The 26,714-nt window shown below is 64.1% G+C and carries 16 protein-coding genes and 9 tRNA genes; 2 read left to right on the top strand and 23 right to left on the bottom strand.

Annotated features, from left to right (window positions below; all coding sequences use genetic code 11):
• Window positions 1-89 precede the first annotated feature (89 nt).
• The 12 genes from ACZLIF_RS04475 to ACZLIF_RS04420 all read right to left on the bottom strand — a co-directional run bounded on the left by ACZLIF_RS04475 (window position 90) and on the right by ACZLIF_RS04420 (window position 9,646).
• Window positions 90-2,045 carry a peptidyl-prolyl cis-trans isomerase gene (locus ACZLIF_RS04475; RefSeq protein ID WP_065182466.1) on the bottom strand — a complete coding sequence of 652 codons (1,956 nt, stop codon included), beginning with the start codon at window positions 2,043-2,045 and terminating at the stop codon, window positions 90-92.
• Between the two features lie 130 nt (window positions 2,046-2,175).
• Window positions 2,176-2,252 (bottom strand) — tRNA-Asp (locus tag ACZLIF_RS04470).
• Window positions 2,253-2,359: 107 nt separating this feature from the next.
• Window positions 2,360-2,436 (bottom strand) — tRNA-Asp (locus ACZLIF_RS04465).
• 87 nt (window positions 2,437-2,523) lie between these two features.
• A tRNA-Asp gene (locus ACZLIF_RS04460) sits at window positions 2,524-2,600 on the bottom strand.
• A gap of 84 nt (window positions 2,601-2,684) precedes the next feature.
• A tRNA-Asp gene (locus ACZLIF_RS04455) sits at window positions 2,685-2,761 on the bottom strand.
• A gap of 26 nt (window positions 2,762-2,787) precedes the next feature.
• Window positions 2,788-2,862, bottom strand: a tRNA-Val gene (locus ACZLIF_RS04450).
• Window positions 2,863-2,873: 11 nt separating this feature from the next.
• The gene (locus tag ACZLIF_RS04445) at window positions 2,874-3,146 is read right to left on the bottom strand and encodes an HU family DNA-binding protein (RefSeq protein WP_005408270.1); all 273 of its coding nucleotides are present in this window, start codon (window positions 3,144-3,146) and stop codon (window positions 2,874-2,876) included.
• Window positions 3,147-3,363: 217 nt separating this feature from the next.
• Complete coding sequence (lon, locus tag ACZLIF_RS04440; RefSeq protein WP_053520353.1) at window positions 3,364-5,814, bottom strand: endopeptidase La; 2,451 nt, start codon at window positions 5,812-5,814, stop codon at window positions 3,364-3,366.
• Window positions 5,815-5,956: 142 nt separating this feature from the next.
• The gene (gene clpX, locus ACZLIF_RS04435) at window positions 5,957-7,246 is read right to left on the bottom strand and encodes an ATP-dependent Clp protease ATP-binding subunit ClpX (RefSeq protein WP_053520352.1); all 1,290 of its coding nucleotides are present in this window, start codon (window positions 7,244-7,246) and stop codon (window positions 5,957-5,959) included.
• Window positions 7,247-7,372: 126 nt separating this feature from the next.
• Window positions 7,373-7,999, bottom strand: a complete 627-nt coding sequence (clpP, locus tag ACZLIF_RS04430; protein ID WP_053520351.1) for an ATP-dependent Clp endopeptidase proteolytic subunit ClpP — start codon at window positions 7,997-7,999, stop codon at window positions 7,373-7,375.
• A gap of 76 nt (window positions 8,000-8,075) precedes the next feature.
• Window positions 8,076-9,371, bottom strand: a complete 1,296-nt coding sequence (gene tig / locus ACZLIF_RS04425) for a trigger factor (RefSeq protein ID WP_053520350.1) — start codon at window positions 9,369-9,371, stop codon at window positions 8,076-8,078.
• Window positions 9,372-9,561: 190 nt separating this feature from the next.
• Window positions 9,562-9,646 (bottom strand) — tRNA-Leu (locus ACZLIF_RS04420).
• 144 nt (window positions 9,647-9,790) lie between these two features.
• Here ACZLIF_RS04420 and ACZLIF_RS04415 point away from each other — a divergent pair.
• Window positions 9,791-10,450: a DUF2306 domain-containing protein gene (locus ACZLIF_RS04415; protein ID WP_128990849.1), complete on the top strand. Its 660-nt coding sequence runs from the start codon at window positions 9,791-9,793 to the stop codon at window positions 10,448-10,450.
• A 44-nt stretch (window positions 10,451-10,494) separates the two neighbouring features.
• Here ACZLIF_RS04415 and ACZLIF_RS04410 read toward each other — a convergent pair.
• The 5 genes from ACZLIF_RS04410 to ACZLIF_RS04390 all read right to left on the bottom strand — a co-directional run bounded on the left by ACZLIF_RS04410 (window position 10,495) and on the right by ACZLIF_RS04390 (window position 12,572).
• Window positions 10,495-10,570, bottom strand: a tRNA-Lys gene (locus tag ACZLIF_RS04410).
• Between the two features lie 153 nt (window positions 10,571-10,723).
• A tRNA-Lys gene (locus ACZLIF_RS04405) sits at window positions 10,724-10,799 on the bottom strand.
• 79 nt (window positions 10,800-10,878) lie between these two features.
• Window positions 10,879-10,955, bottom strand: a tRNA-His gene (locus ACZLIF_RS04400).
• Between the two features lie 334 nt (window positions 10,956-11,289).
• Complete coding sequence (locus ACZLIF_RS04395) at window positions 11,290-11,796, bottom strand: hypothetical protein (RefSeq protein ID WP_128988101.1); 507 nt, start codon at window positions 11,794-11,796, stop codon at window positions 11,290-11,292.
• A 161-nt stretch (window positions 11,797-11,957) separates the two neighbouring features.
• Window positions 11,958-12,572 (bottom strand): hypothetical protein, encoded by a 615-nt coding sequence (locus ACZLIF_RS04390; protein ID WP_128988102.1) that lies wholly within the window; start codon window positions 12,570-12,572, stop codon window positions 11,958-11,960.
• Window positions 12,573-13,176: 604 nt separating this feature from the next.
• On the opposite strand from ACZLIF_RS04390, the gene ACZLIF_RS04385 reads away from it, so the two are divergent.
• Window positions 13,177-13,842 (top strand): SOS response-associated peptidase, encoded by a 666-nt coding sequence (locus ACZLIF_RS04385; protein ID WP_128988103.1) that lies wholly within the window; start codon window positions 13,177-13,179, stop codon window positions 13,840-13,842.
• Between the two features lie 321 nt (window positions 13,843-14,163).
• Here the strand turns inward: ACZLIF_RS04385 and ACZLIF_RS04380 are convergent, their stop codons facing one another.
• From ACZLIF_RS04380 to ACZLIF_RS04355, 6 genes are all read right to left on the bottom strand, one after another.
• Window positions 14,164-14,364: a hypothetical protein gene (locus ACZLIF_RS04380; RefSeq protein WP_128988104.1), complete on the bottom strand. Its 201-nt coding sequence runs from the start codon at window positions 14,362-14,364 to the stop codon at window positions 14,164-14,166.
• 78 nt (window positions 14,365-14,442) lie between these two features.
• A complete protein-coding gene (locus ACZLIF_RS04375; RefSeq protein ID WP_164972347.1) occupies window positions 14,443-22,560 on the bottom strand; it encodes a host specificity factor TipJ family phage tail protein in 8,118 nt (2,705 codons plus the stop codon).
• Complete coding sequence (locus ACZLIF_RS04370) at window positions 22,551-22,943, bottom strand: C40 family peptidase (RefSeq protein WP_128988106.1); 393 nt, start codon at window positions 22,941-22,943, stop codon at window positions 22,551-22,553. The genes ACZLIF_RS04375 and ACZLIF_RS04370 overlap by 10 nt, the downstream gene beginning before the upstream one ends.
• Window positions 22,943-23,404, bottom strand: a complete 462-nt coding sequence (locus ACZLIF_RS04365; protein WP_128988107.1) for a DUF1833 family protein — start codon at window positions 23,402-23,404, stop codon at window positions 22,943-22,945. Before ACZLIF_RS04365 ends, ACZLIF_RS04370 begins: the two co-directional genes overlap by 1 nt.
• Window positions 23,401-23,757 (bottom strand): hypothetical protein, encoded by a 357-nt coding sequence (locus ACZLIF_RS04360; RefSeq protein ID WP_128988108.1) that lies wholly within the window; start codon window positions 23,755-23,757, stop codon window positions 23,401-23,403. Before ACZLIF_RS04360 ends, ACZLIF_RS04365 begins: the two co-directional genes overlap by 4 nt.
• The gene (locus ACZLIF_RS04355; RefSeq protein ID WP_164972348.1) at window positions 23,754-26,714 is read right to left on the bottom strand and encodes a phage tail length tape measure family protein; all 2,961 of its coding nucleotides are present in this window, start codon (window positions 26,712-26,714) and stop codon (window positions 23,754-23,756) included. The genes ACZLIF_RS04360 and ACZLIF_RS04355 overlap by 4 nt, the downstream gene beginning before the upstream one ends.

Raw genomic sequence — 26,714 nt, 5'->3', positions numbered from 1 at the left:
GCAGCGCCGCGCGATCCTCCTGCTACCGGGCACCCGCCCACGAAAAAGGCCCGGCAATGCCGGGCCTTTCCGTTCTGCCCGCCGTGGGCTTACAGATTCGCTTCGGTGGTCTGCACCACGAACTTCTTGCGCATCGCGTCGATGTAGGCCTTGGCTGCGGCCATGCCGTCGATCTGGCTCAACTGTTCCTTCAGCTGCTTCTGCTGCTCGGCGGTCACGTCCTTGATGTCGCCCGGATTGACCTTGTTCACCGCGAACACCAGCGCACGGCCGTTGACGTCGACCTTGCCGTAGGTCGGCTTGCCTGCGGTGGGTACCGGCGCGCTGAAGATCGCGCTGTTGATTTCCGGGGTCGGCACCGGCTGGCCACGCGGCAGGCCCGGCATCGGGCTCAGCTGCAGCTTTTCGCTGGCAGCCAGCGACTGCAGGGTGGCACCGCCCTTCAACTTGGCCAGCAGCGCTTCGGCCGCCTTGTCGCTGGCCTGGCGCTGGCGGTCGGCACGAATCGCGGCGATCACCTGCTCGCGGGCCTTCTCCAGCGGCAGCGCCTGCTCCGGCGTGTGGGCCGCGACGCGGATCACGACGCTGTGGTTGGTGGCGCCTCCCAGGGCGATCGGATCGCTGGCGGTCCCGTCCTGCACCAGCACGTCCGAGAACGCGGCGCGCAGCACGGCCGGGTCGCTGGCGATGCCGCTGGCGGTAGCGCGGGTGATCGGTCCCAGGGTCTGCAGCGGCAGCCCCACTTCCTTGGCTGCGGCAGCCAGGTCGCTCGGGCTCTTGTTGATGGCATCGACCAGACGGCCGGCCAGCTCGTTGAAACCGCGCTCACCGTCGGCCTTGAGCTGTTCGGCGGCCAGCGTATCGCGCACGTCCTCGAACGACTTGCCTTCGCCGCCGCGTACCGCGGCCACCTTGATGATGTGGTATCCGTATTCGGTCTTGACCGGACCGATCACATCGCCGGCCTTGGCCGCGAACAGGGCATCGTCAAACGGCTTGACCATCGCGCCACGCTCCACCCAGCCCAGGTCACCGCCCTGGTCCTTGGAGCCCGGATCCTCGGAGTTGGCCTTGGCCAGGGCTGCGAAGTCGGCACCCGCCGCCTTTGCCTGGGCCGCCAGCTTGTTCGCCTTGGCCTCAGCACCGTCGCCGGTAATCAGGATGTGGGCGGCCTGGCGCTGCTCCGGAGAGGTGAACTTGGCCTTTTCTTCCTCGTAGCGCTTGCGCAGGGTGGCTTCGTCGGCCGGCGTCGGCGCCGGCAGGTTGGCACCGTTGACCTCGACATACTCCAGCGAAACGGTTTCGGCCTGGCGGAAATCCTTGCCATGGCTGTCGTACCACTGCTTGATCTGCGCATCGGTCACCGGGGCCGTGTCAGCCGGCACCGGCGGCAGCGCAGCCAGCTCGACATCACGGGTTTCGCCCAGCAGCTTCAACAGGCGTTCGGTCTCGGCCTGGGTGACAAAACCGGAGTTCTGCAGTCCGGCCGGAATCACCGACTGCTGCAGGCTCTCGCGCACCAGTTCCTGGAACTGGGTCGGGGTACGCGGAGGATTGCCGCCGGCCAGCGCCAGGCGGTAGCTGTTCTCGTTGAACTTGCCATCCGGCCCCTGGAACGCCGGCATGGACGTGATGTACTCGCGCACGGCGCCATCGCCAATCACCACACCTGCCTGCTCGCCGACCAGGCGCACAACCTGCTCGTCGATCAGCTGATCCAGGACCGCCAGCTTGTTCTCGGTGCTTTCGAACGCGCGCGGGTCGAAGTTGTCGCCCTGCTGCTGGCGCTCACGCATGCGCTCCTGCTCGAAACGGGTGCGGAAATCCTGCGCGCTGATCTCATGGTGCTGCCACAGCATGCGTACCGGCCACCACGACGGCGCGGAACGCCACCAGGTCGGCGGTGCGGAAACCTTGGCCACGTTCTGTGCGCCAACGCCACCCAGGTAGCTGTTGTCGATCACGAACAGGAACGGAATCATCAGCAGCCCCAGGATCACGGTGACGATCCAGCCTGAGGTCTTGTCGCGGAGTTTCTGCAGCATGGTGAGGAATCACAAGGCCTGATTGGCGAGCCCGGCAGTGTAACCCGCTTCGTCGCAGGGACCAAAAACGCCAAGGGCGACATGCGCGCAAAGAAAAAGCCCCCGGCATTCGCCGAGGGCTTTTGAAAGTTGGCGGAGCGGACGGGACTCGAACCCGCGACCTCCGGCGTGACAGGCCAGCATTCTAACCAGCTGAACTACCGCTCCGCGCTTGAAACTTTGCAGGCGCCCAGTATATCCGAAGACACCCTGGAAACCCAGCCCGATGAACACTTTTTTCAAAGTTTTTTCACGGGGACTTAAGAACTTCGCAATGGCGGAGCGGACGGGACTCGAACCCGCGACCTCCGGCGTGACAGGCCAGCATTCTAACCAGCTGAACTACCGCTCCGTGCTTGCGACAACCCTTCTGCCTTCGTCCCGGACAGGCCGGGGAGAAGACAAGGCCCCCAGCTTTGGGCCGGGGGCCTCGATGTAATGGCGGAGCGGACGGGACTCGAACCCGCGACCTCCGGCGTGACAGGCCAGCATTCTAACCAGCTGAACTACCGCTCCGCGTTGTGCTGCTTGTGTTCTCTTCCCGATCAGGATCAGGGAGAAAACAAAGCCTCCAGCTTTTGGCCGGAGGCCTCGTTGAAGTGGCGGAGCGGACGGGACTCGAACCCGCGACCTCCGGCGTGACAGGCCAGCATTCTAACCAGCTGAACTACCGCTCCACACTCAAACTTTTACCGCGGTGCTGTGGTGGGTGCTGAGGGTTTCGAACCCCCGACCCTCTCCGTGTAAAGGAGACGCTCTACCGCTGAGCTAAGCACCCCAGCGAGCCGCTTAGTTTACAGCATCCTTAAGGGCCTTGCCAGCCTTGAAGGACGGATTCTTCGAAGCAGCGATCTTGATGGTGTCGCCGGTCTTCGGGTTGCGGCCGGTGCGGGCTGCACGGTCGCGGACCTGGAAGGTACCGAAGCCAACCAGGGTGACCGCATCGCCGTCCTTCAGCGCCTTGGTGATGGCAGCAACGACGGCATCGACAGCGCGGCTGGACTCGGCCTTGGTCAGGTCGGCAGCTTCAGCAACGGCGTCGATCAATTCGGTCTTGTTCATTCTCTACAACTCCTTTGGCGGTGGGTTCCGCGGATTCGACAGGGAAGCAACCGCACGCCATCTGCGCGCGATCGCCATGTGGAAACGGTTCGCCGATTCAGAGATCGCCAACAGCGATCACTCATTTGCGAGTGCTGCTTTTATACCAGTGGCCCTACCCCCACGCAAGCTGGAAAGCCAGCAACGACGCGGGTTTCAGGCCATTCGGCAACGCGCGTCAGTGCTTGACGCGCGCGTTTCCACTCGGTTTCGCCTTGCTACGTACCGTGACGCGCTGCGCACTCTTGCGCGCCTTCTTCGGTGCCAGCGGACGCTCCAATGCCAGATCAAGCACTTCTTCGATGTACTTCACCGGCACGATCTTCAGATCACGGGTGACGTTGGCCGGGATGTCGGCCAGATCCTTGCGGTTCTCTTCGGGAATGATGACCGTGCGGATACCGCCACGCAGTGCAGCCAGCAGCTTCTCCTTCAGTCCACCGATGGCGGTGACCCGCCCACGCAGCGTGATTTCGCCGGTCATCGCCACATCGGCACGCACCGGCACCCTGGTCAGCATCGAGACCAGGGAGGTCACCATCGCCGCGCCGGCGCTCGGGCCGTCCTTCGGCGTGGCACCGTCCGGAACATGCAGGTGCACGTCGTGCTTCTGCAGGAAGTCGCTGTCGATGCCGAAACGATCGGCGCGCGAACGCACCACCGACAGCGCCGCCGAAGCCGATTCCTTCATCACGTTGCCGAGCTGGCCGGTCAGGATCAACTGGCCCTTGCCTGGCACCAGCGTCGATTCGATCTGCAGCAGGTCGCCACCGACTTCGGTCCAGGCCAGGCCGGTGACCAGGCCGATCTCGTTTTCTTCCTCGGCGCGACCAAAATCAAAGCGGCGCACGCCCAGGTACTTGTCCAGGTTCTTGCCGGTCACCGTGACCAGCGCCTTGGCCTTCTTCGCGCCCTTCCTGGCCTTCACCGGCTGCGGGCCTGCCAGCGCGATCTCCTTCACCACCTTGCGGCAGATCTTGGCGATCTCGCGCTCCAGATTGCGCACGCCCGACTCGCGGGTGTAGTAGCGCACGATGTCCTGGATCGCATCGCTGCCGATTTCCAGTTCCTCCGGCTTCAGGCCATTGGCCTTGATCTGCTTGGGCACCAGGTAGCGGGTCGCGATGTTGAGCTTCTCATCCTCGGTGTAACCGGGGATGCGGATCACTTCCATGCGGTCCAGCAGCGGGCCCGGAATGTTGAGCGAGTTCGAGGTGGCCACGAACATCACTTCCGACAGATCCAGGTCCACTTCCAGGTAGTGATCGTTGAATGCGTTGTTCTGCTCCGGATCGAGCACTTCCAGCAGCGCCGAGGAGGGATCACCACGGAAGTCCATCGACATCTTGTCGATCTCGTCGAGCACGAACAGCGGGTTCTTGCTGCCGACCTTGTTGAGGTTCTGCACGATGCGGCCCGGCATGGAGCCGACGTAGGTGCGACGGTGGCCACGGATCTCGGCCTCATCACGCACGCCGCCCAGCGACATGCGCACGAACTTGCGGTTGGTGGCCTTGGCGATGGACTGGCCGAGCGAGGTCTTGCCCACGCCCGGGGGCCCGACCAGGCACAGGATCGGGCCCTTCATCTGCTTCACCCGCGACTGCACCGCCAGGTATTCAAGGATGCGCTCCTTGACCTTCTCCAGGCCGTAATGGTCGGCATCGAGCGTGTCCTGCGCAGCCTTCAGGTCCTTGCGCACCTTGGTGCGCTTCTTCCACGGCACGCCCAGCAGCCACTCCAGGTAATTGCGCACGACCGCCGCCTCAGCGGACATCGGCGACATCTGCTTGAGCTTGTTCAGTTCATTGCGCGCCTTGGCTTCCACGGCCTTCGGCATGCCCGCTTCGGCGATCTTGCGGGCCAGCTCTTCCAGCTCGCCCGGCGCGTCGTCGAGGTCACCCAGTTCCTTCTGGATGGCCTTCATCTGTTCGTTAAGGTAGTACTCGCGCTGGCTCTTCTCCATCTGCGACTTCACGCGGCCGCGGATGCGCTTTTCCATCTGCTGCACGTCGATCTCGCCGTCAACCAGGCCGACCAGCATCTCCAGGCGCTCGCCGACGGCCAGCGTTTCCAGCAGGCGCTGCTTGTCGGCCAGGCGCACGCTGATGTGGGCGGCGATGGTATCGGCCAGGCGCGCAGGCTCGTCGATCCCGGCCAGGGTCTGCAGCAGCTCCGGCGGCAGCTTGCGGTTGGTTTTCACGTACTGCTCGAACAGCGACATCAGCGAGCGGGCGATCGCCTCGATCTCGCGCGGCTCGCGCTCGTCCGCAGCGTCGATCTCCACGGCCTGGCCGTGCAGCGAACCGTTGCGTTCGTCGACATGGGTCACCTGCACGCGCGAGAGGCCTTCGACCAGCACCTTGATCGTGCCATCGGGCAGCTTCAGCAGCTGCAGCACCTGCGCCAGCGTACCGACCTGGTAGAGATCGGCCGCATGCGGGTCGTCGGTCTCGGCGGACTTCTGTGCGAGCAGCAGGATGCGCTTGTCTGCCTCCATTGCCTGTTCGAGCGCGTGCATGGACTTGTCACGGCCGACGAACAGCGGGATGACCATGTGCGGGAACACCACTACGTCGCGCAGCGGCAGGACCGGCAGGTCGAGGGTTTCACTTGGGGAACGGGCCATGGGGGCTCCAGGGAAGGGGAAAACCGCCTCCGGGAGGACATCTTCCGGAGACAAAAAAAGCCGATGGCCCCGTTATGGGGCCATCGGCTTTCAGATGCAAGGCATTCCTTTAAAATTCTTTCCAATCAACAACTTGGAAGAATCACTCGGCGCCTGCGGCCTTCTGTTCAGGGGCCGCCGGGGTCTGGTAGATCAGGTACGGCTCGGACTTGTGCTCGATCACCGATTCGTCCACCACCACCTTGCTGACGTTTTCCTGCGAAGGCAGGTCGTACATGGTGTCCAGCAGCACCGATTCGACGATGGTGCGCAGGCCACGGGCGCCGGTCTTGCGCTTGAGCGCCTTGCGGGCGATGGCCGACAGGGCGTCCGGACGGAACTCCAGTTCGACGTTCTCCATCTCGAACAGTTTCTTGAACTGCTTGGTGATGGCGTTCTTCGGTTCGGTCAGGATCTTGATCAGGGCCGGCTCGTCCAGCTCCTCCAGGGTCGCCACCACCGGCAGGCGGCCGACGAACTCGGGAATCAGGCCGAACTTGATCAGATCTTCCGGCTCGACTTCTGCCAGCAGCTTGCCCACTTCCTGCTTGCGCTCGGCACTCTTCACCTTGGCGCCGAAGCCGATGCTGCCCACGTCGGTGGAACGGGCCTGGATCACCTTGTCCAGGCCGGCGAACGCGCCGCCGCAGATGAACAGGATGTTCTTGGTGTCCACCTGCAGGAACTCCTGCTGCGGATGCTTGCGACCGCCCTGCGGCGGCACGCTGGCCACGGTACCTTCGATCAGCTTCAGCAGGGCCTGCTGTACGCCTTCGCCGGACACGTCGCGGGTGATCGACGGGTTCTCGCTCTTGCGCGAGATCTTGTCGATCTCATCGATGTAGACGATGCCCTGCTGCGCCTTCTCGACGTCGTAGTCGCACTTCTGCAGCAGCTTCTGGATGATGTTCTCCACGTCCTCGCCCACGTAACCGGCTTCGGTCAGCGTGGTGGCGTCGGCCATGGTGAACGGCACGTTGAGCAGGCGGGCCAGGGTTTCGGCCAGCAGGGTCTTGCCCGAACCGGTCGGACCGACCAGCAGGATGTTCGACTTCGCCAGCTCGACGTCGTCGTTCTTCTGCCGGCTCTCGATGCGCTTGTAATGGTTGTATACGGCCACGGCCAAGGTGCGCTTGGCACGGTTCTGGCCGATCACGTACTGGTCGAGGACCTCGAGGATCTCGCGCGGCTTCGGCAGCGAGCTGCGCGCCGACTGCGCCTTTTCCTCAAGTTCTTCGCGGATGATGTCGTTGCACAGCTCCACGCATTCATCGCAGATGAACACGCTCGGACCCGCAATCAGCTTGCGCACTTCATGCTGGCTCTTGCCGCAGAAAGAGCAGTAGAGGATCTTGCCGGTGTCCGTGGAACGACCTTGGCGGTCTTCGCTCATGCTTCGCTTACCCAGTTACCCCACCCGCTGAACGGGGGTTCGATTCGAGAATAGCACAGGGCCGGAGGGACACCAGTCCCGCCCGACCCTGCAGGAACGAGGCCTGCCTGGCCCCGTGAAGGCGGCTCAACCCGCCTGGACCGACTCATCCGGGCGACGCTCCAGGACCTGGTCGACCAGGCCGTAGGCCTGCGCTTCGACCGCACTCTTGAAGTTGTCGCGCTCGGTATCGCGAGCGATCGTTTCCAGCGACTGGCCGGTGTGGCGGGCCAGGATCTCATTCAGGCGCGAACGCAGCGTCAGGATCTCGCGCGCGTGGATGTCGATGTCCGTCGCCTGGCCCTGGTAACCCCCCAGCGGCTGGTGGATCATCACGCGCGAATTGGGCAGCGCATAGCGCTTGCCGGCTTCACCTGCAGCCAGCAGGAGGGCACCCATCGAGGCCGCCTGGCCGATGCAGGTGGTGCTCACATTCGGCTTGATGTACTGCATGGTGTCGTAGATCGCCATACCGGCGGTGACCACGCCACCCGGCGAGTTGATGTAGATGTTGATGTCCTTCTCCGGGTTCTCCGATTCCAGGAACAGCAACTGCGCCACCACCACGTTGGCCATGTGATCGTCGATCGGGCCCACGAGGAAGATCAGGCGCTCCTTCAACAGGCGCGAATAGATGTCGTAGGCACGCTCGCCGCGGCTGGTCTGCTCGACCACCATCGGAACCAGGTTCAGGGCTTTGGTTCGGTTGTCCATTACGTGAGGTACCTATCTTGGGGGGAAACAACCCCGCGCCGGCAGGGGCGCGGGGCATACGGTGATCCGCCCGGACTTACTGGCGGATCGCGTCCTGGAACGACAGCTTCTCTTCGGTGTGCTGGGCGCGCTCGGCGATCCAGTCGATCACCTGCTCTTCCATCACACGGTTCTGCAGACCAGACATCAGCTGGGGGTCGTTGCGGTACATCTCAATGACCTGCTCCGGCTCTTCGTAGGTCGAGGCGATCAGACGCAGCGTTTCGTTCAGGCGCTTGGGCTCCAGGCGCAGATCGTTGGTGCGCGCCACTTCGCCGACCAGCAGGCCGACCAGCACGCGCTTGGCGGCGGCGTCCTTGAAACCTTCGTGGGCATCGGCCGGGATCTCGCCCGGGTTGCGGCCGCTGCGGCGGATCTGCTCGACCTGCTGGGCCAGCATCGCGCGGGCTTCGTTCTCGACCAGGCGCGGCGGCATTTCCACCGAGGAATAGGCGGCGATCAGCTGCTCGCCCACTTCACGGCGCAGGCGGTTCATCAGCGCGCCCTTGAGCTCGCGCTCCAGGTTGGCGCGGATGTCGCTGCGGAACTGCTCGACATCACCACCCTTCACGCCGAAGCTCTTGATGAAGGCCTCATCGACCGCCGGCACCACCGGCTCGGACACTTCGGCAACCTTGACAGTGACCTGCACGGTCTTGCCGGCCAGCACCGGCACGCGCCAGTCGGCCGGGAAATCGACGTCCAGCGTCTTTTCCTCGCCCTTGGCCAGGCCGACCAGACCCTTTTCGATGGTCTCGAACATCATGCCCTGGCCGAGCACGATCGAACCCTTCTCGGTGCCTTCGGCCGGCAGGCGCTCTTCGCCGGCCTGGGACCAGGTTTCGACCGCGACCAGGTCGCCATCCTGCGCACCACGCGCAACCGGTGCCCAGGTGCGGCGCTGGTTCTGCAGGTTCTCGATCATCTGGTCGATGTCGGCGTCGGTGATCTCGGCGGTGTGGCGCACCACGGTCAGCTTGCTGACGTCGATGTCACCGAAGTCCGGCACCACTTCCACGGTGGCCACGAAGGAGAACTCACCCTCGTCGCCCTTGTCGATGCGCGGGCTGCCGACGATGCGCAGATCGTGCTCACGCACGGCCGCGTCGAAGGTTTCGCGCAGCAGGCCGTCCAGCGCCTCGCCACGGACCTGCGCGCCGAAGCGCTGCTCGATCACCTTGGCCGGCACCTTGCCCGGGCGGAAACCCTTGATGCGGGTGGTACGGGCGATTTCGCCGAGGCGGCCGTTGATGTGGCTCTGCAGACGGTCTTCCGGCAGCGAGAAGCTCAGGCGGCGTTCCAGGTTGCCGATGGATTCGATCGAAGCTTGCATGTTGACTCCTGCCACCGGTGGCGCTCTGGCCTCCGGCTCGATGATGGATGAAACGGTTGTAAGGTGACGGCGTCCGGGACGCGCCTGCTTGCCGCAGCCCTTTAGTTTCGCCCAATTCGGCGTGCACTGCCAGCGCAGGCCGGGCAAGCGCCTCGGGAACGCCCGGCGGGGGGCGGAGGCAGGCCGGCACTGGTGCGAAAGGGGGGACTCGAACCCCCACGCCTTGCGGCACTGGAACCTAAATCCAGGGCGTCTACCAATTCCGCCACTTTCGCGTGGCCGGCACAGGCGGTCATTGTCGCAGGCGGGTGCACAAAGCGGAAGGCATGACAAACCTGAATACGCAGTCCAGGCACCCACGCGCAGGCGCCAACACGTGCGCGTAGACTCGTGCCGTTGCCGCCACCCGGTCTGCCCCGATGGAACGCCCCCCACTCCGCACGCCCCTGCAGGCCCGGATGCCCGGCTGGTCCACACTCGTCTGGCTGCTCGGCCTTGCAGTCGCGCTGCACTTCCTGTGGGTCACCGCACAACGCTACGGGCAGGTCAGCGCCGAGGCCTATGGCATGTTCTGGGAGCGTCGCAACTGGCTGTGGCTGCATGTCGCCGGCGGCAGCCTGGCCATGCTGGCCGGCGCCACGCAGTTCATCGGTCCCCTGCGGCGACACCGGCCCCGGCTGCATCGCTGGCTGGGACGGATCTACCTGGCCGGCATCCTGCTGGGGAGCGCCGCTGTCGCCGGCCTGATCGCCACCACCCAGGGCTGGCTGGCACTGAAAATGGCGTTCGCTGCGACCGGCCTGGCGTGGTTGGTCACATCATTCTGCGGCTATCGCAGCATCCGGCGTGGCGACGTCGAGCAGCACCGGCGATGGATGCTGCGCAGCTACCTGGTGACGCTGTCACCCGCGGTGTTCCGCCTGTCGCTGCTGGTGCCTGCGCTCATGCAGCTGGCATCGCCCCTGGTGATGGTGCCGAGCCTGCTGGTGCTGAGCTGGGCCCTGCCGTTGCTGGTGCATGAAGCAGGAAGGCGCCTGGTGTCCATCGGCACACTCGCAGAGCCGTCCGGCAGCCGCTGAACACCCAAGAAAAAAGCCACCTGGAGGACCAAGTGGCTTTCGTCTGGTGGGCTGTCAAGGATTCGAACCTTGGACCTATTGATTAAGAGTCAACTGCTCTACCAACTGAGCTAACAGCCCGAAATCGGGGCGCGAATTATGACCTGATGCGCACACGGGGTGCAAGCTTTTTTTCAACATCGTTGATCGATGCATGCGTGCCACGACCCAAGGTGCTTCGCGCGGCCTGCAGGCAAGAAAAAAGCCACCTGGCGTACCAGGTGGCTTCTGTCTTGGTGGGCCGTCAAGGATTCGAACCTTGGACCTATTGATTAAGAGTCAACTGCTCTACCAACTGAGCTAACGGCCCGTGAAACTCAGACGCACATTATAGCGTGCATTCTGTTTATTGCAACACCGTGTCGGCTGTGCCGATGCGGTTGAATCAGTGGGGTGGCTGAGGGGATTCGAACCCCCGACCACCGGAATCACAATCCGGTACTCTAACCAACTGAGCTACAGCCACCACTGAAACATTCGCTTCATCGCCGATGCTGCCGGCGCTGGAGCTTTGAAGCCTTGCCTGGAGACCGTCACCGAAGTTCGGGCCACCGAAGCGAGTCCGATATTCTGGTGGAGTCCTCACGCTTTTGCAAGCCTTTCTTCACATCCGCCGATGCGGTCCCGGTGCTTCGCCAATGGCGCGCCCGACAGGAATCGAACCTGTAACCGCCGGCTTAGAAGGCTGGCTGACTGTGCATTGTAGTCAATAGCTTAGATTGAGTTCAATTCAGGAGCAGGGCGAGCGCAGCCCAAGTCCTGCAATGGGGGCACAGGATGTTTTCGGGAAGCCGCCGCACTCATCGGCCACGAAGATCACGAAGCCCGGCCCTCACCCATTCCTTTCGAGCGTCCCTTGGTCGCGGCTTTGAAATAGTCGCTGGCTTGCGTGGCTCCAGCGCTTCCTTGATCCGTGTCAGATCCAGCGCCCCAGACTCAGCGAGGCGGCGCGCCTGTTGCTGCTGCGCACGCGTTGGCGGTAGGCCAGGCAGTGGCGGCGGCAGTTGGATCGGGGTGCTGTCGGTCAGCCGGGCGACGGCCTCGCGCAGGGGAAGGTCGGGATAGAGCCTGGCCGCGCACCAGCGCTCGGCGTACCGCTTCGCCTGCCGGACGCTCGCCGCGCGCACTTCCTTCACCTGCCACATCTTCTGGCCTTCCATCCACAGGCGCACGCCGTCGGCACCATCGGGAGCAACGCCGGCTGTCTCCCGGCCGTTGTACCAGAGCGCCCAGCGCTCACCGGTCTGGACCCATCCGCACGGGATTGGGGCGGTGCGGAAACCATGGTGGACGTGCGAAGGAAGCATGGCCGGAAGGATACGACCGGCGGTCGCAGAACCTGCGAACGCACCCGGCACCTGCCTGAATCGTTCGGATTCAGTGCCGGCCCGGTGCTGCTAACGCGCCCCCGGGTGGACCTACCATCGGCCCCGGACCCGGCGGTGCAACCGACTCCCCTGCCTAGGCGTCAGATCGGCCCTAGATCTTTGACCACCGCCTGCCCTTGCTGCAGGTATCCCATCAACAGACGGCCGCCGGCCACCCGCCGGCCCTCACGCTCATTGAGGTAGCTCGCCTGCAGCCGCCCGGCGGCTAGCAACTCGGCTTGGGCCATGCTCGGCGGCACTGTCTTCAGGGGCTCCCCCGGCGACGCCAGTTGGCCAGTTATGGGCTGCACGCGTGCCGGTTGCCCACTGCCGCTCTTCGCATACGCCGTGGCGATCATCCTGCCGTGCTGTGGAGACCAGCCACCCAGCACGATCTCCGTTCCCAATTGCTCGATCGGCAGGCCGGCCTCGGCCACAGCCTTCTCGTAGTTCGGCCACAGCTGGTCAATCACAGAGCCGAGTTCTGCGCTCAACTGTCCCACCGTGAACTCAGCGCGGAAGCTCGCCTGTAGGGCCAGCTCGTAGATCCGGAGGAAGAACTGGGCGGATCCTCGGGTGGCCAGGAGGAGGTTGTGCTGGGGGATCAAAAGCATCTTGGCGCCCGCCGAATGGGCGCCGGTCAGCGCATCCTCGGCGAGCGTATCGACGGCAATGACCATCTGCTCGCGACTGAGCAAGACGTTGAGGATGCTCATAGGGTCATCCGATGGCGTTACAAGGAACTATCGCGGGAAGCCGCGCCCACCTGCAAGACTTTCAGTAGTCCTGCTGGCCGGTCCGCCTACCTGGGCTACTCAGAGGACTCTCCGCCACGATGGAGGCGTGATATGCGCCAGCCACCATGCGACTTGAAGTAGCCGGTGTCCCCAGTAAGCGAGTATCTGAGCCCCACCCACGCCGAGGTAAGGACTGGCGTGTGCCAGCCGCGTGCCTTCTGATAGGCGTAGCGAAACGCCTCCATCACCGAAGACTCAGTCGTCGGGTGCGGCGGATAGCCAGGGCTTTCCACCCCCAAACGATTCCATGGACGAGAGCAAGCAACGCGCCCGCGGCCAATGCCGGGCTGGCAAGGGAGATGAGCAGATTCACGGCGGCAGTCCTACAAGCCCGTGGGGGAGTGAGCACAGCCGAACGCCCGGGCATTAAGCGCCTAGCAGTCCCCCTACCGCTCTGCTCCAAAAATCGCCGGAACTCCGTGAGGAAGGCGTGAACATTTCGGTGTAGGTGTAGACGCACGCACCATCCGGCTGGGTGACCCCTACACGCCCCAGGCACGGCAGGTCGAGCTACGCTCCGGCCATGTGCGGCCGATTCGTCCAGCTCCCCGTCGTCAACTTCGGCCAGGCCGAGCTGGCTGACCTTGCCCCGGGCCTGGCCGAGATCCAGCCCAGCTACAACCTCGCCCCGACGCAGCGGGCGTCGGTGATCCTGGACCGCGGCGAAGGCCGGCAGGTCACCCGGCTGGCGTGGGGCCTGCTGCCGTTCTGGGCAAAGGCCAAGGGCCTGCAGGGCTCAACCATCAACGCCCGCATCGAGACAGTGGCCACCAAGCCGGCATTCCGCACGGCGTTCAAGAAGCGCCGCTGCGTCATCCCGATGGCCGGCTACTACGAGTGGTCGGTCAGCCCGATCGACGGGAAAAAGGATCCATGGTTCATCCACTCGGCAGAGCCGCTGCTGGCTGCCGGCCTGTGGGAAGGCACCAGCCCGCTGCTGCCAGAAGGCAACCTGGGAACCTTCACCGTCATCACCGGGGACAGCAGCGGCGTGTCCGCCGACATCCACGACCGCATGCCGGTCTGGCTGCTGGCCAGCCAGATCGATGAGTGGATGGCAGCCAGCCCCGACGATGCGATGGCGATGCTACTGACCAGCGAGCCCCCATCCATGGAGGCCTACCGGGTCAGCCGGGCGGTCAACACGCCCAGGAACAACCGCGAGGATCTGCTGGAACCGGTGAACTGATCGATAGGGGTAGCGCCGATGCTGATAGCCGACGCTGGTAACCGCTACTGGCTGTCGCTGATAAGCACGCCACGCTCATGCAGCAAAGCCAGGAGCGCCTGCAGCCGCTGTTGACCGAACTCCGCGCCGGCGGACGTCTCCCACCAGCCATGTTCACCGTCAACCTCGTGGGAATCAATGCCGTGCAGAAGGTGCCGGATTTCAGATTCTCTGACCACAGGATCAATTCCTTACCAGATTCCTAGATTCTATGTGACATGCGGGATGCCATCAGCCGCCGCGAAGCTGCAGCAGCGGCCCGTCATCAGGCGGTCTCTGCGACTATTCCGTCGCGGGCACCTCCTCCTCAGCGTTGATGCGGTAGTACCGGCCGGTACGCATTGCCGCGCCGTCCTCGTAGCCCACCGTGAGCACGATCTGAGGCCCCGACGTGACGCCCGGGTCATCGAAGGTCAGCTGCAGCTTGTTCGGCAACGTAACGGATTCGAGCTTGTTGGCCAGGCGCATTTTGAGATTGAGCATTGCAAGTTCCTCTTCCTGTTGGTGACCCTCACGGGCCAGCGGGGTTACGCCAGCGCTTCACGCCGGCAAATTGGTTCACTACTGCTCGACAGAGACCACAGAAAGGCTCTGGGTGATCGTCTGCTTGTTGAACGTTCCTGATGAATGGCTGACGGTCTGCTCAGCGAAGGAGGCGATCTCGGCGCGGTAGGTGCGGCGCGTAGAGCCATCCGCGTTGTCGTTGATGGTCAACGATGCATACCAGGTGGACGTCGCCCGGTCGGGGCCGTCCACCTCGTTGACGATGTCCACACCGCCCGTGATCTGGACCTGCTGCCACAGCGTCTCTGACTGCCCCTCGATCTGGCGGTACAGGTTGATGATTCCGCTGTTCTGCCCGCCGCCGGCTACGAAGCCACTGCTGCCGTAGCTGTCGTCCTTGATACGCGTGTGGACCCGGTTGAAGCCGACGACCACCTGCTTGTTCCGTCCGTTGGTATCGAAGGGACCAACCAACACCGAATTGCCGACCGTCACGATCGACGTGCTCTGCGCAGCGTTCTTCAGCACGCCGGCCGAGAGTGCACCGCCCCAGTAAGCACTGCCGTTCCTGTCCATCCACATCGTCGCGTTCGCCTTGCTGGCGTTGCCAGCGCCCACGTTGGGGCCGAAGTAATCGATCAGGCCCTCGGTGCCGAAGTTATTGCCGATGATGCGCTGGGAATTCCCGGCCCACACCCGGATGTAACCCTGCGTCATCTCGATGCCGTCGGCTCCGCCGGGCGTCAGGATGTTCACCGCCGACGCCAGCATGTTGATTGCCGAAGTGGCACCGTTGTTCTTCACCTGCATGCCGGCGATGTAGCCGTTCACGTCGGTGAACATGTTGATGTTGGCGTACTCTTCGGCGCCGCCGGCGGCCCAAGGCGACGGCTCGACCTGGTCAGATGCCACTTCCTCAAACTGCGGGCGCAGCCATCGGGTGAACCACGATCCTCCGTTCAGCGGGGTAACCAAGATGGTGCGGCAGCGCACTGCGTTGGCTGGCGCGGTCGCGCGCAGCTTCAGGCGACTGTAGTTGGCCAGCGCGGGGCCACCAGAAAGCAGTGTGAACTTGCCAGAGACTGCAATATCACCCACGTGGTTGTCGTTGACGTCGTACCACTCAAGGCGTAGCTCACCCCGATTGCCCGAAGCGTAGGCGGAGAACAGGTACGTTTTGCCCCCATCGATCGGTGTCGGAACGTCCGGCGCGACGAAGAAGTCTCCGCTGCTGGTGCCTCCAGCAACGATCAGTGCCCGCATCCCCACCGGTACGCCCGGGTCAGTGGCTCCGCTCATGCCCGGGCCACTGGCAAAGTACCGGTTGACGCCTTGGATGCTGCCGGCGGAATAGAAGAAGCTCCACCCGACGGTGGTCGCGCCGTTGAACCCAGCGTTAGACAGGAGGTTCCCCGCGCCGGTCATCTGGCGGACCACCTTTGCGTCCAACTCGATCAGCGCCTGCGCACTTGCTTTGCCCTCGACAGCCGCGCCGACCTGGTTGATCTGGGTGCCCTGCGCAGTAATCGTTTGTCCCTGCTGGGTGACCGTCGCCGTCAGTGACGCCAGACCATTGGCGGCGCCATCGGCAGTCTGCTGAGCGCTATTGGCTTCCGTAACGTCCAGGAGCACGAAGTCGTCCCACAGCAGCTGCGTAGCGCTGGTGGTCGCGCTGGCACTGTTGAGCTGTAGGACGGCTCGGTTCTTCCCATCCGGGATGGTGATGCGCCCGCTGACCTTCACGTAGCCATCTTCGGGAATGGTCGAAAGCGTGACCGTCTGGAAGTTCGGATACGTTGGCGACGCGCCGTTGTTGCTCAGCTGGAACCGCAACTGCATCGTGCCTGCGGCCGGCCCTACTCGCTTCACCCACGCCTCGCAGTAGTAGATCCGCCCTGGCGCCACATCGAAGGTCTGCAGGTTCGTGGATCGGGTGTTGGACGCGAACGAGACCTGCAACGCGTTGCTGCCCGTCCTACCACCCGGCACGACCACAGCCCAGGTCTGAATGGCCGTACCCGCCGCTCGATTCTCGAAGCTGCCATCGACAACCATGTTGCTGCCGGCGCGGTTCGACTGGCTCAGATCCGCGCTCACGGTGGTGATCTGCTGACCGAGCGCCGTAATCAAGCTGCCCTGCTGATCGACCTTACCCGTCAGCGTACTGGTGGCCGCTGCGTTGGCAGCAGTCTGTGCAGCGATCTCGCTGGCGCTGGGAGTCCAGTTGGTTGCCACCTCCCCTTGCTGCAGCATCACGTTGTCGATTTCGATCGCCATATCCTGCCCGGCGGCAGTCGATGTGCAACGGAAATACACGCGGACGTAGGACGTGCCAGCAGGAGCAACACGCGGCGTGCTTACGAAGCGCTTCCAGCCCTCGCCCATCACAAAGCTGTCGGGCTGGGCACCCCCCAGGGTTCCGCCCGCTGCGTCGAGGAACCACATGATGATGTAGGGAGTTCCACCCGAGCCACGCATGAAGGCGCTCGCCACGTAGGTCTGGCCGGCGGTCGCCTTGACCGTCCTATCGACGGTGCGGATCTCCAGGTACTGATTGGCGGCAGTGGAAGTGCCCGTCCGGCGCACAGCCTTCGTGCTGCCCGGAAGATCAGAATCAACGTACCCCAGGGTGGCACCCGATGGCACGCTCCCGCCAGAGGTGTAGCCGGTGGGTGCGGCCGTATCTGATGCTCGATCCTCAAGGCTGGCATTCGGCAGGAGGTTGTCGCCGCCTACGTTCTGGAGCTGTGCGTTGACGGTGGTAACCGACTGACCAAGCGACGTGATCTGCTGGCCCTGCTGGGTGACGGTTCCGGTCAGCGTGGCCGTGGCGTTGGCGTTCGCGGCCGTCTGAATCGACAGTTCATCCATGGAAGGCATGTAGCCGGTGGCCACCGACCCGACCTGCAGCTGGACGTTGTCCCACTCCACCCACTGGTCGGCTGCGCCATTGCCGTAGCAGCGCAGGTAGCAACGCGCGGCCACCGCGTTTGCCGGTGCCGGATTGGTCGGGACGAAAACCATCCGGGTCCAGGTCTCCGCCGGAACCACCCAGTCCGCGGTGCTGGGCGTGCCGGTGTAACCGATCACCCCGCCCTCTGCGCTCACCCATGCGATCTGCATGAAGAATCGCGGTCCCGGCGTGCCGCGAACATAGGCCGAGTACGCCACCTTCTTGCCAGGCTCAACCTTGGCGACCTTGACCGTCGTGTTGCTGACAATCTCTCCATAGCCAGTGGCGGCCAGGCCACTCATCGCGAGGCGGTACGCCTTGGTGCTGCCCGGCAGACTCGAATCAACGAGCGTGCGGGTGAAGATGGCGCTTCCAACGTTCCCGCTGCCAGTGGTCCAGCCCGCAGCCGTGCCCAGCTCGAAGCCGCTGTTCGCCAATTGATTGTCGCCGCCGATGCTGTACAGCGAAGCGGTGATGTTGGTCACGGACTGACCCAGGCTGGTGATGTCGCTGCCCTGCAGGCTTACCTGCGACTGCAACGACTGCAGCGCGGAATTGCTTGCCTTGCCGTCCACGTCCGTGCGCAGGGCACTAATCAAGCCGGCCTGGGCCGTGATCTGCTGCCCCTGCTGCGTGACGGTATTCGTCAGCGCAACCAGTCCTTGCGCATTGGCGAGGAGTTCGGTGACCTCCTCGATCATGACGTCATCAACCCACAGGGTGCCTGTGGTGTGGTCTGCCAGGATCCCCACCCGATAGGCGGTAACGCTGCCGTCGGTCGGCACCGCATGCACCCGCTCGGTGTACGTCCAGTCCACACGGTTAGCGGCGAAGGTGTTGCTGCCAATCTGGCCACCGGTCTGGTTGCCAAGCCGCAACTTGCCGTTGCTGGAAGTCCCGTTGTAATCGGCCGTGGTCCTGTACCAGCAACTCACGCGGTAGGTCCGGCCGGGGACAACCGTGACGTTGGCGTTGCCATTGACCAGTGCCTGTCGCACCCCCGTACCGCCATCCACGCGCAGGCACAGGCCGCTGCGCCCCTCGTTGACGACATTCAGCGTCGTTCCCGGATTGAGGTACGTCCAGCCCACGTCGCGGCCGGATTCCCACGTACCGTTCAAGGCGTGATTGCTGCCCTGCACGATCATCGCAGGCAGCGTCGCGTTGATATTGGTGATCGACTGCGCGAGGGCGCTTGTGGCGGTGGTAGTGGCTTCCTCGAGTGCGCTGACCCGTGCCTCGGACGCGAGCTTGCCACTGCCGGTGGGCATGCGGCTTTCCATCGCACTGATCCGCTGTACCTGTGCCTGGTCAGCCGTGATGCGCGCAGTCATCTCGTTGTACATCAAGCCGCTGGTCAGCTGCAGCGGGTCCGTGCCTTCGTACTGGCCACGCATCTGCACGCCCAGGGTCGTCACGCTGCTGGCGATGACCTGGTCGGCCTGCTGCAGGGCGGTCTGCACCTCCTGTACCTGCGCCACGCCGGCGCCCGGGGTAGGACGGCCGACAGCGACATAGTCGTACATCAGGTAGTCCGTGGCCGTCTGGACGGTGACCAGCGCCATGCGGACGGCGCGGACCGGCGACGGGCCGTTCCACGGGATCAGGTCGATGTCGACCGTGGCCAGGCCGCTAGCATCGAAGCTGGGCAACGGGATGGTGACCGACTTCGCGTCATCCCACGTCTGGTCAGCATCGGTCGTCCACCGCACCAAGCCGCGCCAGGGCGGATTGCCCACCCGCTTAACCCGGGTCTTGATGAACCGGTAGGAGTTTCCATCCACGCCGATGCCGGCCGGGGTCTGTGCGTATGCGGTCGTGCTGTTCGCCGGACGCAGCATCCCGTCCACTACGGTGGGTGTGCCGTTGGACGTCCATCCGTCGGTGGTGGTGTCGAAGTACCAGATTTTCTTCTGGTCGAACTGCGTGCCACTGCCGGCGGCGACCGAGCCGATCTGCTGGGCCACAGACTCAAACTGAGATTGCGTGGTGGTGGTCAGGTTCTCGACCGCAGCCACGCGTTCCAGCTTCTCGTTCAGGATGGCCTCTGCGCGCGCGAGCTTCTCCTGCGCCAGTTCGTTGGCCGTGTCCTGAAGGTCATCGGCGACGCCCTGCACGGCAGCAACACGGAACGCGGTCTCCGCGGCGATTGACGCATTCACGGCCGCGATGTCGTTCGCGCGGTTGAAGGCTTCCTGGGCATCGCCACTGATGCGGTCGAGCTTCTCCTGGTCGATCTGACGCTGCTGCTCGATCTGCTTGCGCGTCTGCTCTTCCAGGCTCTCGCCGATGCCCCCGATCACCTCACCCAGATTGGCGCCCAGCAGCTTGCTGACCACCCTGGCGTTCGTGGAGAGTTCGCCCGACGTGTTGACGCTGCGGCAGGCGAAGGTCCATTGCCCTGCCTCGGGCACCACAGCCTCGAACGGCACGGGGTGATACCCACCACCCCCAATCGGGGTCATCTGGTCCCACACGGGCTCCGTGTGGGCGCCGGCGATATAGCGGACCTCCACCCCAGCGAAGTCCGGCGACTGGATGCTGTCGGCCAGGAAGCCCCAGCTGTACATGCGCACGCCACCGGACAGTTCGTCCACATCGAAGAAGTCGACCAGGCGAGGCGGGACGTCCGCACCGGCAGTGACGTAGATGCCGGATACCGCGACACCTGCCCTGCCGTCGGGGCTGAAGGGCCGGACGACCACTGTGTACTGATCTGCGTGCGAGATGCGCCACGTCGCCGTCCGGGTCGTGGTCTGGGCCACCTCGTTCAACACGCCATCGCTGCCCGCGGCCGACACCACGATGTTGCCCACCGGGCCGGTGATGGCGAAGGTGGCGGTCAGTTCAGTGAAGACGGTATCGCCCTGAACCACCTGCTGCTCGCTGATGGTCAAGGCACTGGCGATCGGGCGGTCGATCACCGGGTTCGGGTTCGCCGGCGGCACGTACTGGCCCGTCAGGACGTAGTTCCAGAACTCGGGCGGCTCCGGCACCACCGAGACCTTTGCGCCCTTGAGGTCGCTTTCCGGTTCGACCCCGGTGACGCGTACGCGGTAGCCCGGGGTCTGCTTGAAGTCATAAATCCAGATGGTGTCGTGGGCGGGATTGGCCGGGGCGGCGCCCGGCAACGGGGCGTCATCCGGCCACTCACCAGTCAGGCGGATGGTTTCGCTGGTCCCGCTGAACGGCTGAACGCCGAACACGCGGTACACGCGCTCGCCAGGTACGCGCAGTCCGATCCATGCGTTGCCGTTTGCCGGCGCCGGCACTGGCTCATCCAGCTTCAGCGTTACGACCCCGTTCACCGCGGTCGCCGATACGAGCCGGCCACCGAATCCCCACTGCGTCAGGTCGTGCTGCAGGGCCAGCACCGACAGGCGGCGGTAGCTCAGGTGTTCGATGTCGGTACTGTAGGTGATGTCTTTGTACTGGTAGAGGGACTGGGCGAGGTGATAGCGCGCCATCTGCGCCGCGTGCGCTTCATTGGTGATGCCCTCACCCTCCACCGTGGCCGGATTGAGCATGGTGGTGGCGCCAGGGGCAGCCACGCGCAGGGTCTTGGTGGTCCAGTCGGTGGCATCAAAGAAGCTGTACTCGATACCGTCGGCGGCATTGGCCAGGGTGTAGTCAACCTGGAACTGCCCCTTCTTGATCGTGGCCATGTTGACCACACCCGAAAGCGGCTGCTCGGAGCCCGCCCACACCACCGACAACCGACCGCCCGCCCAGGTGATCTGCCCGAAGCCAGCTAGCGCGATGGCATTGAGCACGTCGTCGTGGTTGCGAACGTCCTTGATGTAATTCGCGTAGCCATAGCCGTTGGCCTGGCAGAACAGCATGAATGCCTTGAGCGCCTCGATATCGATCTGCACATCATCCAGGCCGATTCCAGCGATCAGTTTGCCATTCTGGTCCTTGAAACCACGGGCGTAGGCCAGGATCAGCGCACCGTTATTGTTGGTCTCCTGCGTGACCCACCCGGCCTCAGTCCACACCGGTGCCGGCACTGCGTGCGCGACGCAGCGGATCTCGTCAGGCTGGCCGTTGAGCTGGCCGGTCGCCTTCATACGGATGCCGATCCGGGCCAGGCCGGCGTAGTCGGCGGTGTCCTTCTGGATGCTGGTCAGGGTGGACCAGGTGAAATCACTGGTCGCGCCACTGCCGTCGGTGTTACGACCCGCGATGCCCACCCGCACTTCGTACTGCCCCTCCGGCACGTCCTTGGAGTAGCTGCGGCGCTGCTGCTTTTGAGACCGGCTGGTGATCGGGTAGGACCCGAAGATGCTCCAGTTCGTGACGCCGACGGCGCGGTACTGGACCTCGATCGTCTCCTGATTGTCCTTGGGCTTGCCCTTGCTCGTGGTGTCGAACAGCATGAAGTCAACGTCAACCTTCAGGCGGATCGTGTTCAGGCTGCTGGTGCGCTGCACCCAGGGGCTGGCTTGGCCCTTCTCCGCCTCCAGCGCGCCGCCGTTGATGGTGTCGGCGTTACTGTAGAGCGGGATGGCCTCGTTGGGCATGCCCGTGAAGCCGTTGTGCCAAACGGTCACACCCTCGAACGAGGACAGCAATGCATCCCCGTTGTACAGCGCCTCCACGCGCCCCACATTGATACCCGCAGCGAGCGTCATGGCCAGATACTGATCGTCCGCTTCGTACCACGTGTAAGCGTTGCTGGCCACGTCTGGAGCGATGCGCAACGGCCCGCCGAGCAGGAGCGGCAGCGGCTGGTAGGGCCTCGGCTGATTGCGTGCCGACCCCAGGGTATAGACCGCGCCAGCATCACTCTCGCTCGGCTTGGGCCGCTTCGGGCCCAACACCTTCTGGATCAGCAGTGCGCCGGCGGTGTAGATCGCCGCCTGCGCCAGTCCGGCGACCGCAGCGCTGTAGCCAGCGGCCACGATGGCGGTGCCCACGCCCATGGTGAAAACGGTGAGGGCCACCAGCGCCACGATCATCAACGCGGTCTTCTTGACCACGCCACGGACCTCAATGACCGTTCCGCCCTTCGGCCGCACGCGATGCATGACCTCGTGTGGCACCACGACGCCATTGATGCGGACCTCCCACAGATCGCTGGTGTAATCAGGCACCACCCGCGCCAGGAATCCGCCCAGCCGCTCCCCCTCCTGCAACTGCGCAGCCAATGTCCTCTGGCCTTCCAGCGTCACTGGGTGCGGGGTAATAATCAGCGGCGCGGTGTCCTTCATCAGGCCCATCGGTAGTAACCCTCAATCCTCAAGCCGAACTCCGGCAGGTCACGGACACGGTGCAGGACGCTGCAACCGTTCCTTTCGTTGGAATGCAGTACCCAGCCCTCATGGGCCAGATGGAAGTAAACGCCAGCGTGGCCTGCTCGCCTTTGCCCGTGCTCGATCATCAGCACAAGATCGCCGTCCACCGGGGTGGCACATTCGGTGCCATAGGGCCGCGACAACTCCCCGATGGCAGCTTGGCCAGCGACGCCTCGCGGGCGGGCGCTCGGCAGCTGAACGGCCCGGCCGAACAGTTGCCGCTGGACGAGCACCACGAAGTCGGCGCAGTCGCAGGTGTGCTCGCAATAGGGCACACCGACCAGTGACTCAACGTCCGATAGCCGCATCAGAAGATTCCCGGCAGCGTGAACGGATTGGCGCGCAGCCGCACCGCTTGCTGCCGCATCAGGTAGTCCACACCACACTGCGCGGTCGCGGTGGCGCCGGCGACGGAAACGCCAGTTATTGGCAGGTAATAGTCGCGCTCGTACACATTGGGGTCCGCGCGGTCCGACACCATCAGGCGGGCCATCATCAATTCATTGGGCCCAAGTGCTTCCAGATCCTCGGAGATGCCCCGTCCCACGTTGTCGAGCACCAGCTGGGCACGCGGTGACTGACCGCGGGTGTCGTCCGGAAGTTTGAAGGCGAAGGGAACACCCATGTACGGGATGCCCTGGCTCACCCAGTCCCGCGTATCGTTGACGATCCGCAGAGGACCGGGCAGCGAAGGCGCCGAGATCGACAGGAACAGCAGCGTGCCACTGGTGTCGGTAATGCGCTGCTTTCTCTCAGTGAAACTCGTCATCGCAGATACTCCATGACCACCGCACGACGGCTGTCGTAAGCGCTGTCATCCACCGGGTTGAGCTCGCCGACCCTGCCGTCTTCGAAGCGGACGGTCAGCAGAAGCCCGTTCCGGGGATTACGAACCTGAAACCAGCCGATACAACGGATCTCATCCAGGTACCAGTCGATAAAGGCGTCAGCTGCGGCTGAACTCTCGAAGTACAGCGTGGCCTTGAACGTGCACAGCACCTGACTGTTCAGCAGGCGCTGCTTAGCCAAGCCGCGCTCCATCTCGGTCCGCTCGACCGAAGGTGTGATCGCCTCGCCCAGCCCCTCCATCTGGATATGCGTACCCAAGGGCAGCTCGCTCATACCGACTCCCTCCAGCCGTATCGGGCTACACCCGCCTGCGCAACCGGTCCACCGTTTGCCACATCGTCCGCCACGGCCGAGATCACCATCCGCAGAACCTGATCTCCACCTGCCCCCCTACCGACTCCAGCCTCCTCCACCTTCGCCGGTGGGCCGTTGTTGATGATCTCAACCCGCAACCGAGTGGGCCCACCGCGCTCGGCGTCATACGCGGCCGTCTGGCGGCGGTTGAGGACCCGCTCCCCGGTCTGCAGAATGGCCGGCCGCTCATCGGAGCGGAGACCGAAGCCTCCGCCGCCATGGAGGCGTGGAGCATCGCCAAACACCATTGGGTTAATGGGGAGGTGCATACGGGTGCCACCGCCCCCCCCCACGCGACCACCCGTGTGGAACTTGTTAACGGATGCGCCGGCCTTCACGTTGACACCACCTCCCGCAGTGCTGCCACCTCCATACCAGCTCATAAGGGACTGCACGGTGCGCAAAGCTGCCTCCTGTGCCAGCATCCGAGCCACGCCACTGACAAAGCTCTTGACCATGTCGTTGAAGGCGTCCTTGAAGGACTTCGCGCCGGTTGAGAGGTCGGACAGGAAGTCTCCGAAGGCCCCCGCAGCCGTGTCCTCGATCTTCTGCCGCCAGACCTGTTGAGTCGCGACGATCTGGCCGATGTGGGTATCGATCTCCTGCAGTCCAGCCAGTGCAGCAACCTGTTCCGGAGAGCCTTTGGCGTACCCTGCCATGGCCTGGACCGAAGCGATACGCAACGCCTGGAGGTCGGCAAGTGCTTTCACGCGCGCCTGCGCCAGCTGCTGCTCACCTTCTCCATAGCCCATCATCCGGCCGCTGACCTGTGCACCAATGGCGGCTTCCTGCCCCTGAAGCTGGGAGGTGATGCGACCCATCGCCTCGCGCAGCTCGTCAGTTTTCGACTTGGCTACCAGGCGATCAACCAGGCTACGCACCAGCGCCTCGCCGGTCTTGTCTCCTTCCGCACGCAACCGTTCCAGTAGTGTTCTGTACTCAGCCTCAAGCTGCAGGCGTTGCGCTGCTCCCGTGGCACCATCCAGCTCCAAGAGACGGGTCTTCACCCCGGAAAGGGATTGGCTGAGCGCTTCCTCGGCCTTCTTCTGCTCCTGCGCAGCGACCGTGGCCACCTCGGCGCGATCGCGCTGGAGCTTCACAATCTGCTCCTCGATGCGCCGACGTGCCCCTGCCTCCGTCGCCAGCGCCCTCTCGCTACGCGCCTGTTCCAGCTCGAGATCCGCTGCACGCTGTTGCAGTGCAGTCCTCTTTGCGAAGTAGTCAGCGATCGAAATGCCGTTGTCCTGGTACAGGCGATCGATCTCGGCCAAGGAGCGTCGCACGGCGTCCAGGAGATTCGCGTTAGATCTGGCCAGCGCAGTACCAGCGGCCTCGGCCGGCTCCGTCACTGCCGTGACGGCCTCGTCGGCCACGCGCTTTGTCATCTCCTCCAGCTGCTTGCTCCAGTTCTCCAACTTCTCCTGTGCGGCTGCGACCTCCGCCTGCGCCCTGGAATAGTTGGTCGCAGCAGCCATGGCAGCGCCATCGCCGCGGTCGCCGCCGCGGGCGTAGATGGAGCTGGTGTCCATCAACCTGGCGCGGCGCTCTTCCAGAACGGCCCTGGCTGCGTTCAGCGTTTCCTGAGCCTGCTTGCGCTTCTCGGCAGCATCCTTCCGCGCGGCCTCCGCACTGAGCTCCGCCATCTTCCTGTTCGCATCCAGCGCCTGCCGGTGCAGCTCCGCTGCCTCACGAGCCTGTTCCGTCCTCTGATAGAGGTAGTACAGCGCAGTGGTCAAAGCTGTGACGGCGAGCGTGATCGGGCCACCGAGCGTGGCCAGAGTCGCCTTGAGCCCGTTGGCTGCGATTGACGCGCCCAGCAGACTCGCTCGCATGCTGACCAACCATGTAATCAGGGCCTGAACGCCCGCAATCGCGGCCGGCACCGCCTGGGCGGCCAGGTAGGTGCCGACCGCGACCGCCAGCACATCAATGTTCCTCACAACCCCAGAGATCGCACCAGCAAGGGACTGCAGGAATGCAATTCCGTCCTGCGCAACGAACTTGGCGAAGGCCCCGACTGCGCGAAGAAGCGAATCAGACAGATCGGCGAATGATGCCTTGATCTCTGGCGAGCGAAGGGCCGCTGCCACGTCGTTGATCGCACTGGTCACGGCGGCGAGGCCAGAGCTGCCAGAACCATCGAGCAGGTCACGCAATGAATTGCCCACAGCCGTCAACGCGCCGCTGAAATTGCCGCGCGCCGCTGCAGCCGCTCCCGCATAGCTCTCTGCCATGGCATCCAAAACGATCTGCTGTGCCTCTGCAGTGCGCCCGGTCGCCTCCATCACCTTCATCTGCTGCTTTTGCTGCTCGGTGAACTTGAACCCTTGCTTCGTCAAGGCAGTCACGCCCTGTGAGGGCTTGTCCAGCGCCTTGCCGATGGTTTCAGCAGATTGCTCGATGTTCTCGCCCAAGCGCGCAGACTGGTCGATCGCCATCTGCAGGGCCTGGGGAAACTGCGTCCCGACAATGCCGGTGTACGACAGCAGGCGCGTCTGTGCCTTGACGATCTCGCCGGCGGAATGGGTGGTCGCTGCCGCCATCGAATCGGCCATCTCCAGCAGCTGCTGCTGACTGAAGCCAGCCTGCTGGCCGGTGGACGCGAGAACGGCCTGCAGCTGTGCCAACTCATTGGACGCGTCGCGGGTCTCTGAGATCAAGGCACCGAACAGGCTACCGACCGTGACGCCAGCGAACAGGCCACCCACCAAACTGCGCAGCTGGCCGAATCCATCCGTGATCCCTTTCAGATCGATGGACTTGGCCGCCTCTTTCTTGAATGCGGCCACCTCCGACCGGACCAACGCCAAGCCCTGCTTGATGTCGTTGATATCGGCCGAGATTCGGACGCGTAGGTTGGGAGCAGAGGTTGCCAT

The sequence above is a fragment of the Stenotrophomonas sp. 2201_Sma genome, assembly GCF_056486685.1.
This window is presented reverse-complemented; position numbering and strand designations above follow the sequence as displayed.

Excerpts from the sequence above, each read along its gene's own strand:
- ACZLIF_RS04365 (WP_128988107.1), bottom strand. The coding sequence starts at position 23,404 with ATGACGAGTTTCACTGAGAGAAAGCAGCGCATTACCGACACCAGTGGC.
- clpP (WP_053520351.1), bottom strand. The coding sequence starts at position 7,999 with ATGGACAACCGAACCAAAGCCCTGAACCTGGTTCCGATGGTGGTCGAG.
- clpX (WP_053520352.1), bottom strand. The coding sequence starts at position 7,246 with ATGAGCGAAGACCGCCAAGGTCGTTCCACGGACACCGGCAAGATCCTC.
- ACZLIF_RS04360 (WP_128988108.1), bottom strand. The coding sequence starts at position 23,757 with ATGAGCGAGCTGCCCTTGGGTACGCATATCCAGATGGAGGGGCTGGGC.
- ACZLIF_RS04370 (WP_128988106.1), bottom strand. The coding sequence starts at position 22,943 with ATGCGGCTATCGGACGTTGAGTCACTGGTCGGTGTGCCCTATTGCGAG.
- ACZLIF_RS04380 (WP_128988104.1), bottom strand. The coding sequence starts at position 14,364 with ATGCTCAATCTCAAAATGCGCCTGGCCAACAAGCTCGAATCCGTTACG.
- lon (WP_053520353.1), bottom strand. The coding sequence starts at position 5,814 with ATGGCCCGTTCCCCAAGTGAAACCCTCGACCTGCCGGTCCTGCCGCTG.
- ACZLIF_RS04355 (WP_164972348.1), bottom strand. The coding sequence starts at position 26,714 with ATGGCAACCTCTGCTCCCAACCTACGCGTCCGAATCTCGGCCGATATC.
- ACZLIF_RS04475 (WP_065182466.1), bottom strand. The coding sequence starts at position 2,045 with ATGCTGCAGAAACTCCGCGACAAGACCTCAGGCTGGATCGTCACCGTG.
- ACZLIF_RS04395 (WP_128988101.1), bottom strand. The coding sequence starts at position 11,796 with ATGCTTCCTTCGCACGTCCACCATGGTTTCCGCACCGCCCCAATCCCG.
- ACZLIF_RS04415 (WP_128990849.1), top strand. The coding sequence starts at position 9,791 with ATGGAACGCCCCCCACTCCGCACGCCCCTGCAGGCCCGGATGCCCGGC.
- ACZLIF_RS04375 (WP_164972347.1), bottom strand. The coding sequence starts at position 22,560 with ATGGGCCTGATGAAGGACACCGCGCCGCTGATTATTACCCCGCACCCA.
- ACZLIF_RS04390 (WP_128988102.1), bottom strand. The coding sequence starts at position 12,572 with ATGAGCATCCTCAACGTCTTGCTCAGTCGCGAGCAGATGGTCATTGCC.
- ACZLIF_RS04445 (WP_005408270.1), bottom strand. The coding sequence starts at position 3,146 with ATGAACAAGACCGAATTGATCGACGCCGTTGCTGAAGCTGCCGACCTG.
- tig (WP_053520350.1), bottom strand. The coding sequence starts at position 9,371 with ATGCAAGCTTCGATCGAATCCATCGGCAACCTGGAACGCCGCCTGAGC.
- ACZLIF_RS04385 (WP_128988103.1), top strand. The coding sequence starts at position 13,177 with ATGTGCGGCCGATTCGTCCAGCTCCCCGTCGTCAACTTCGGCCAGGCC.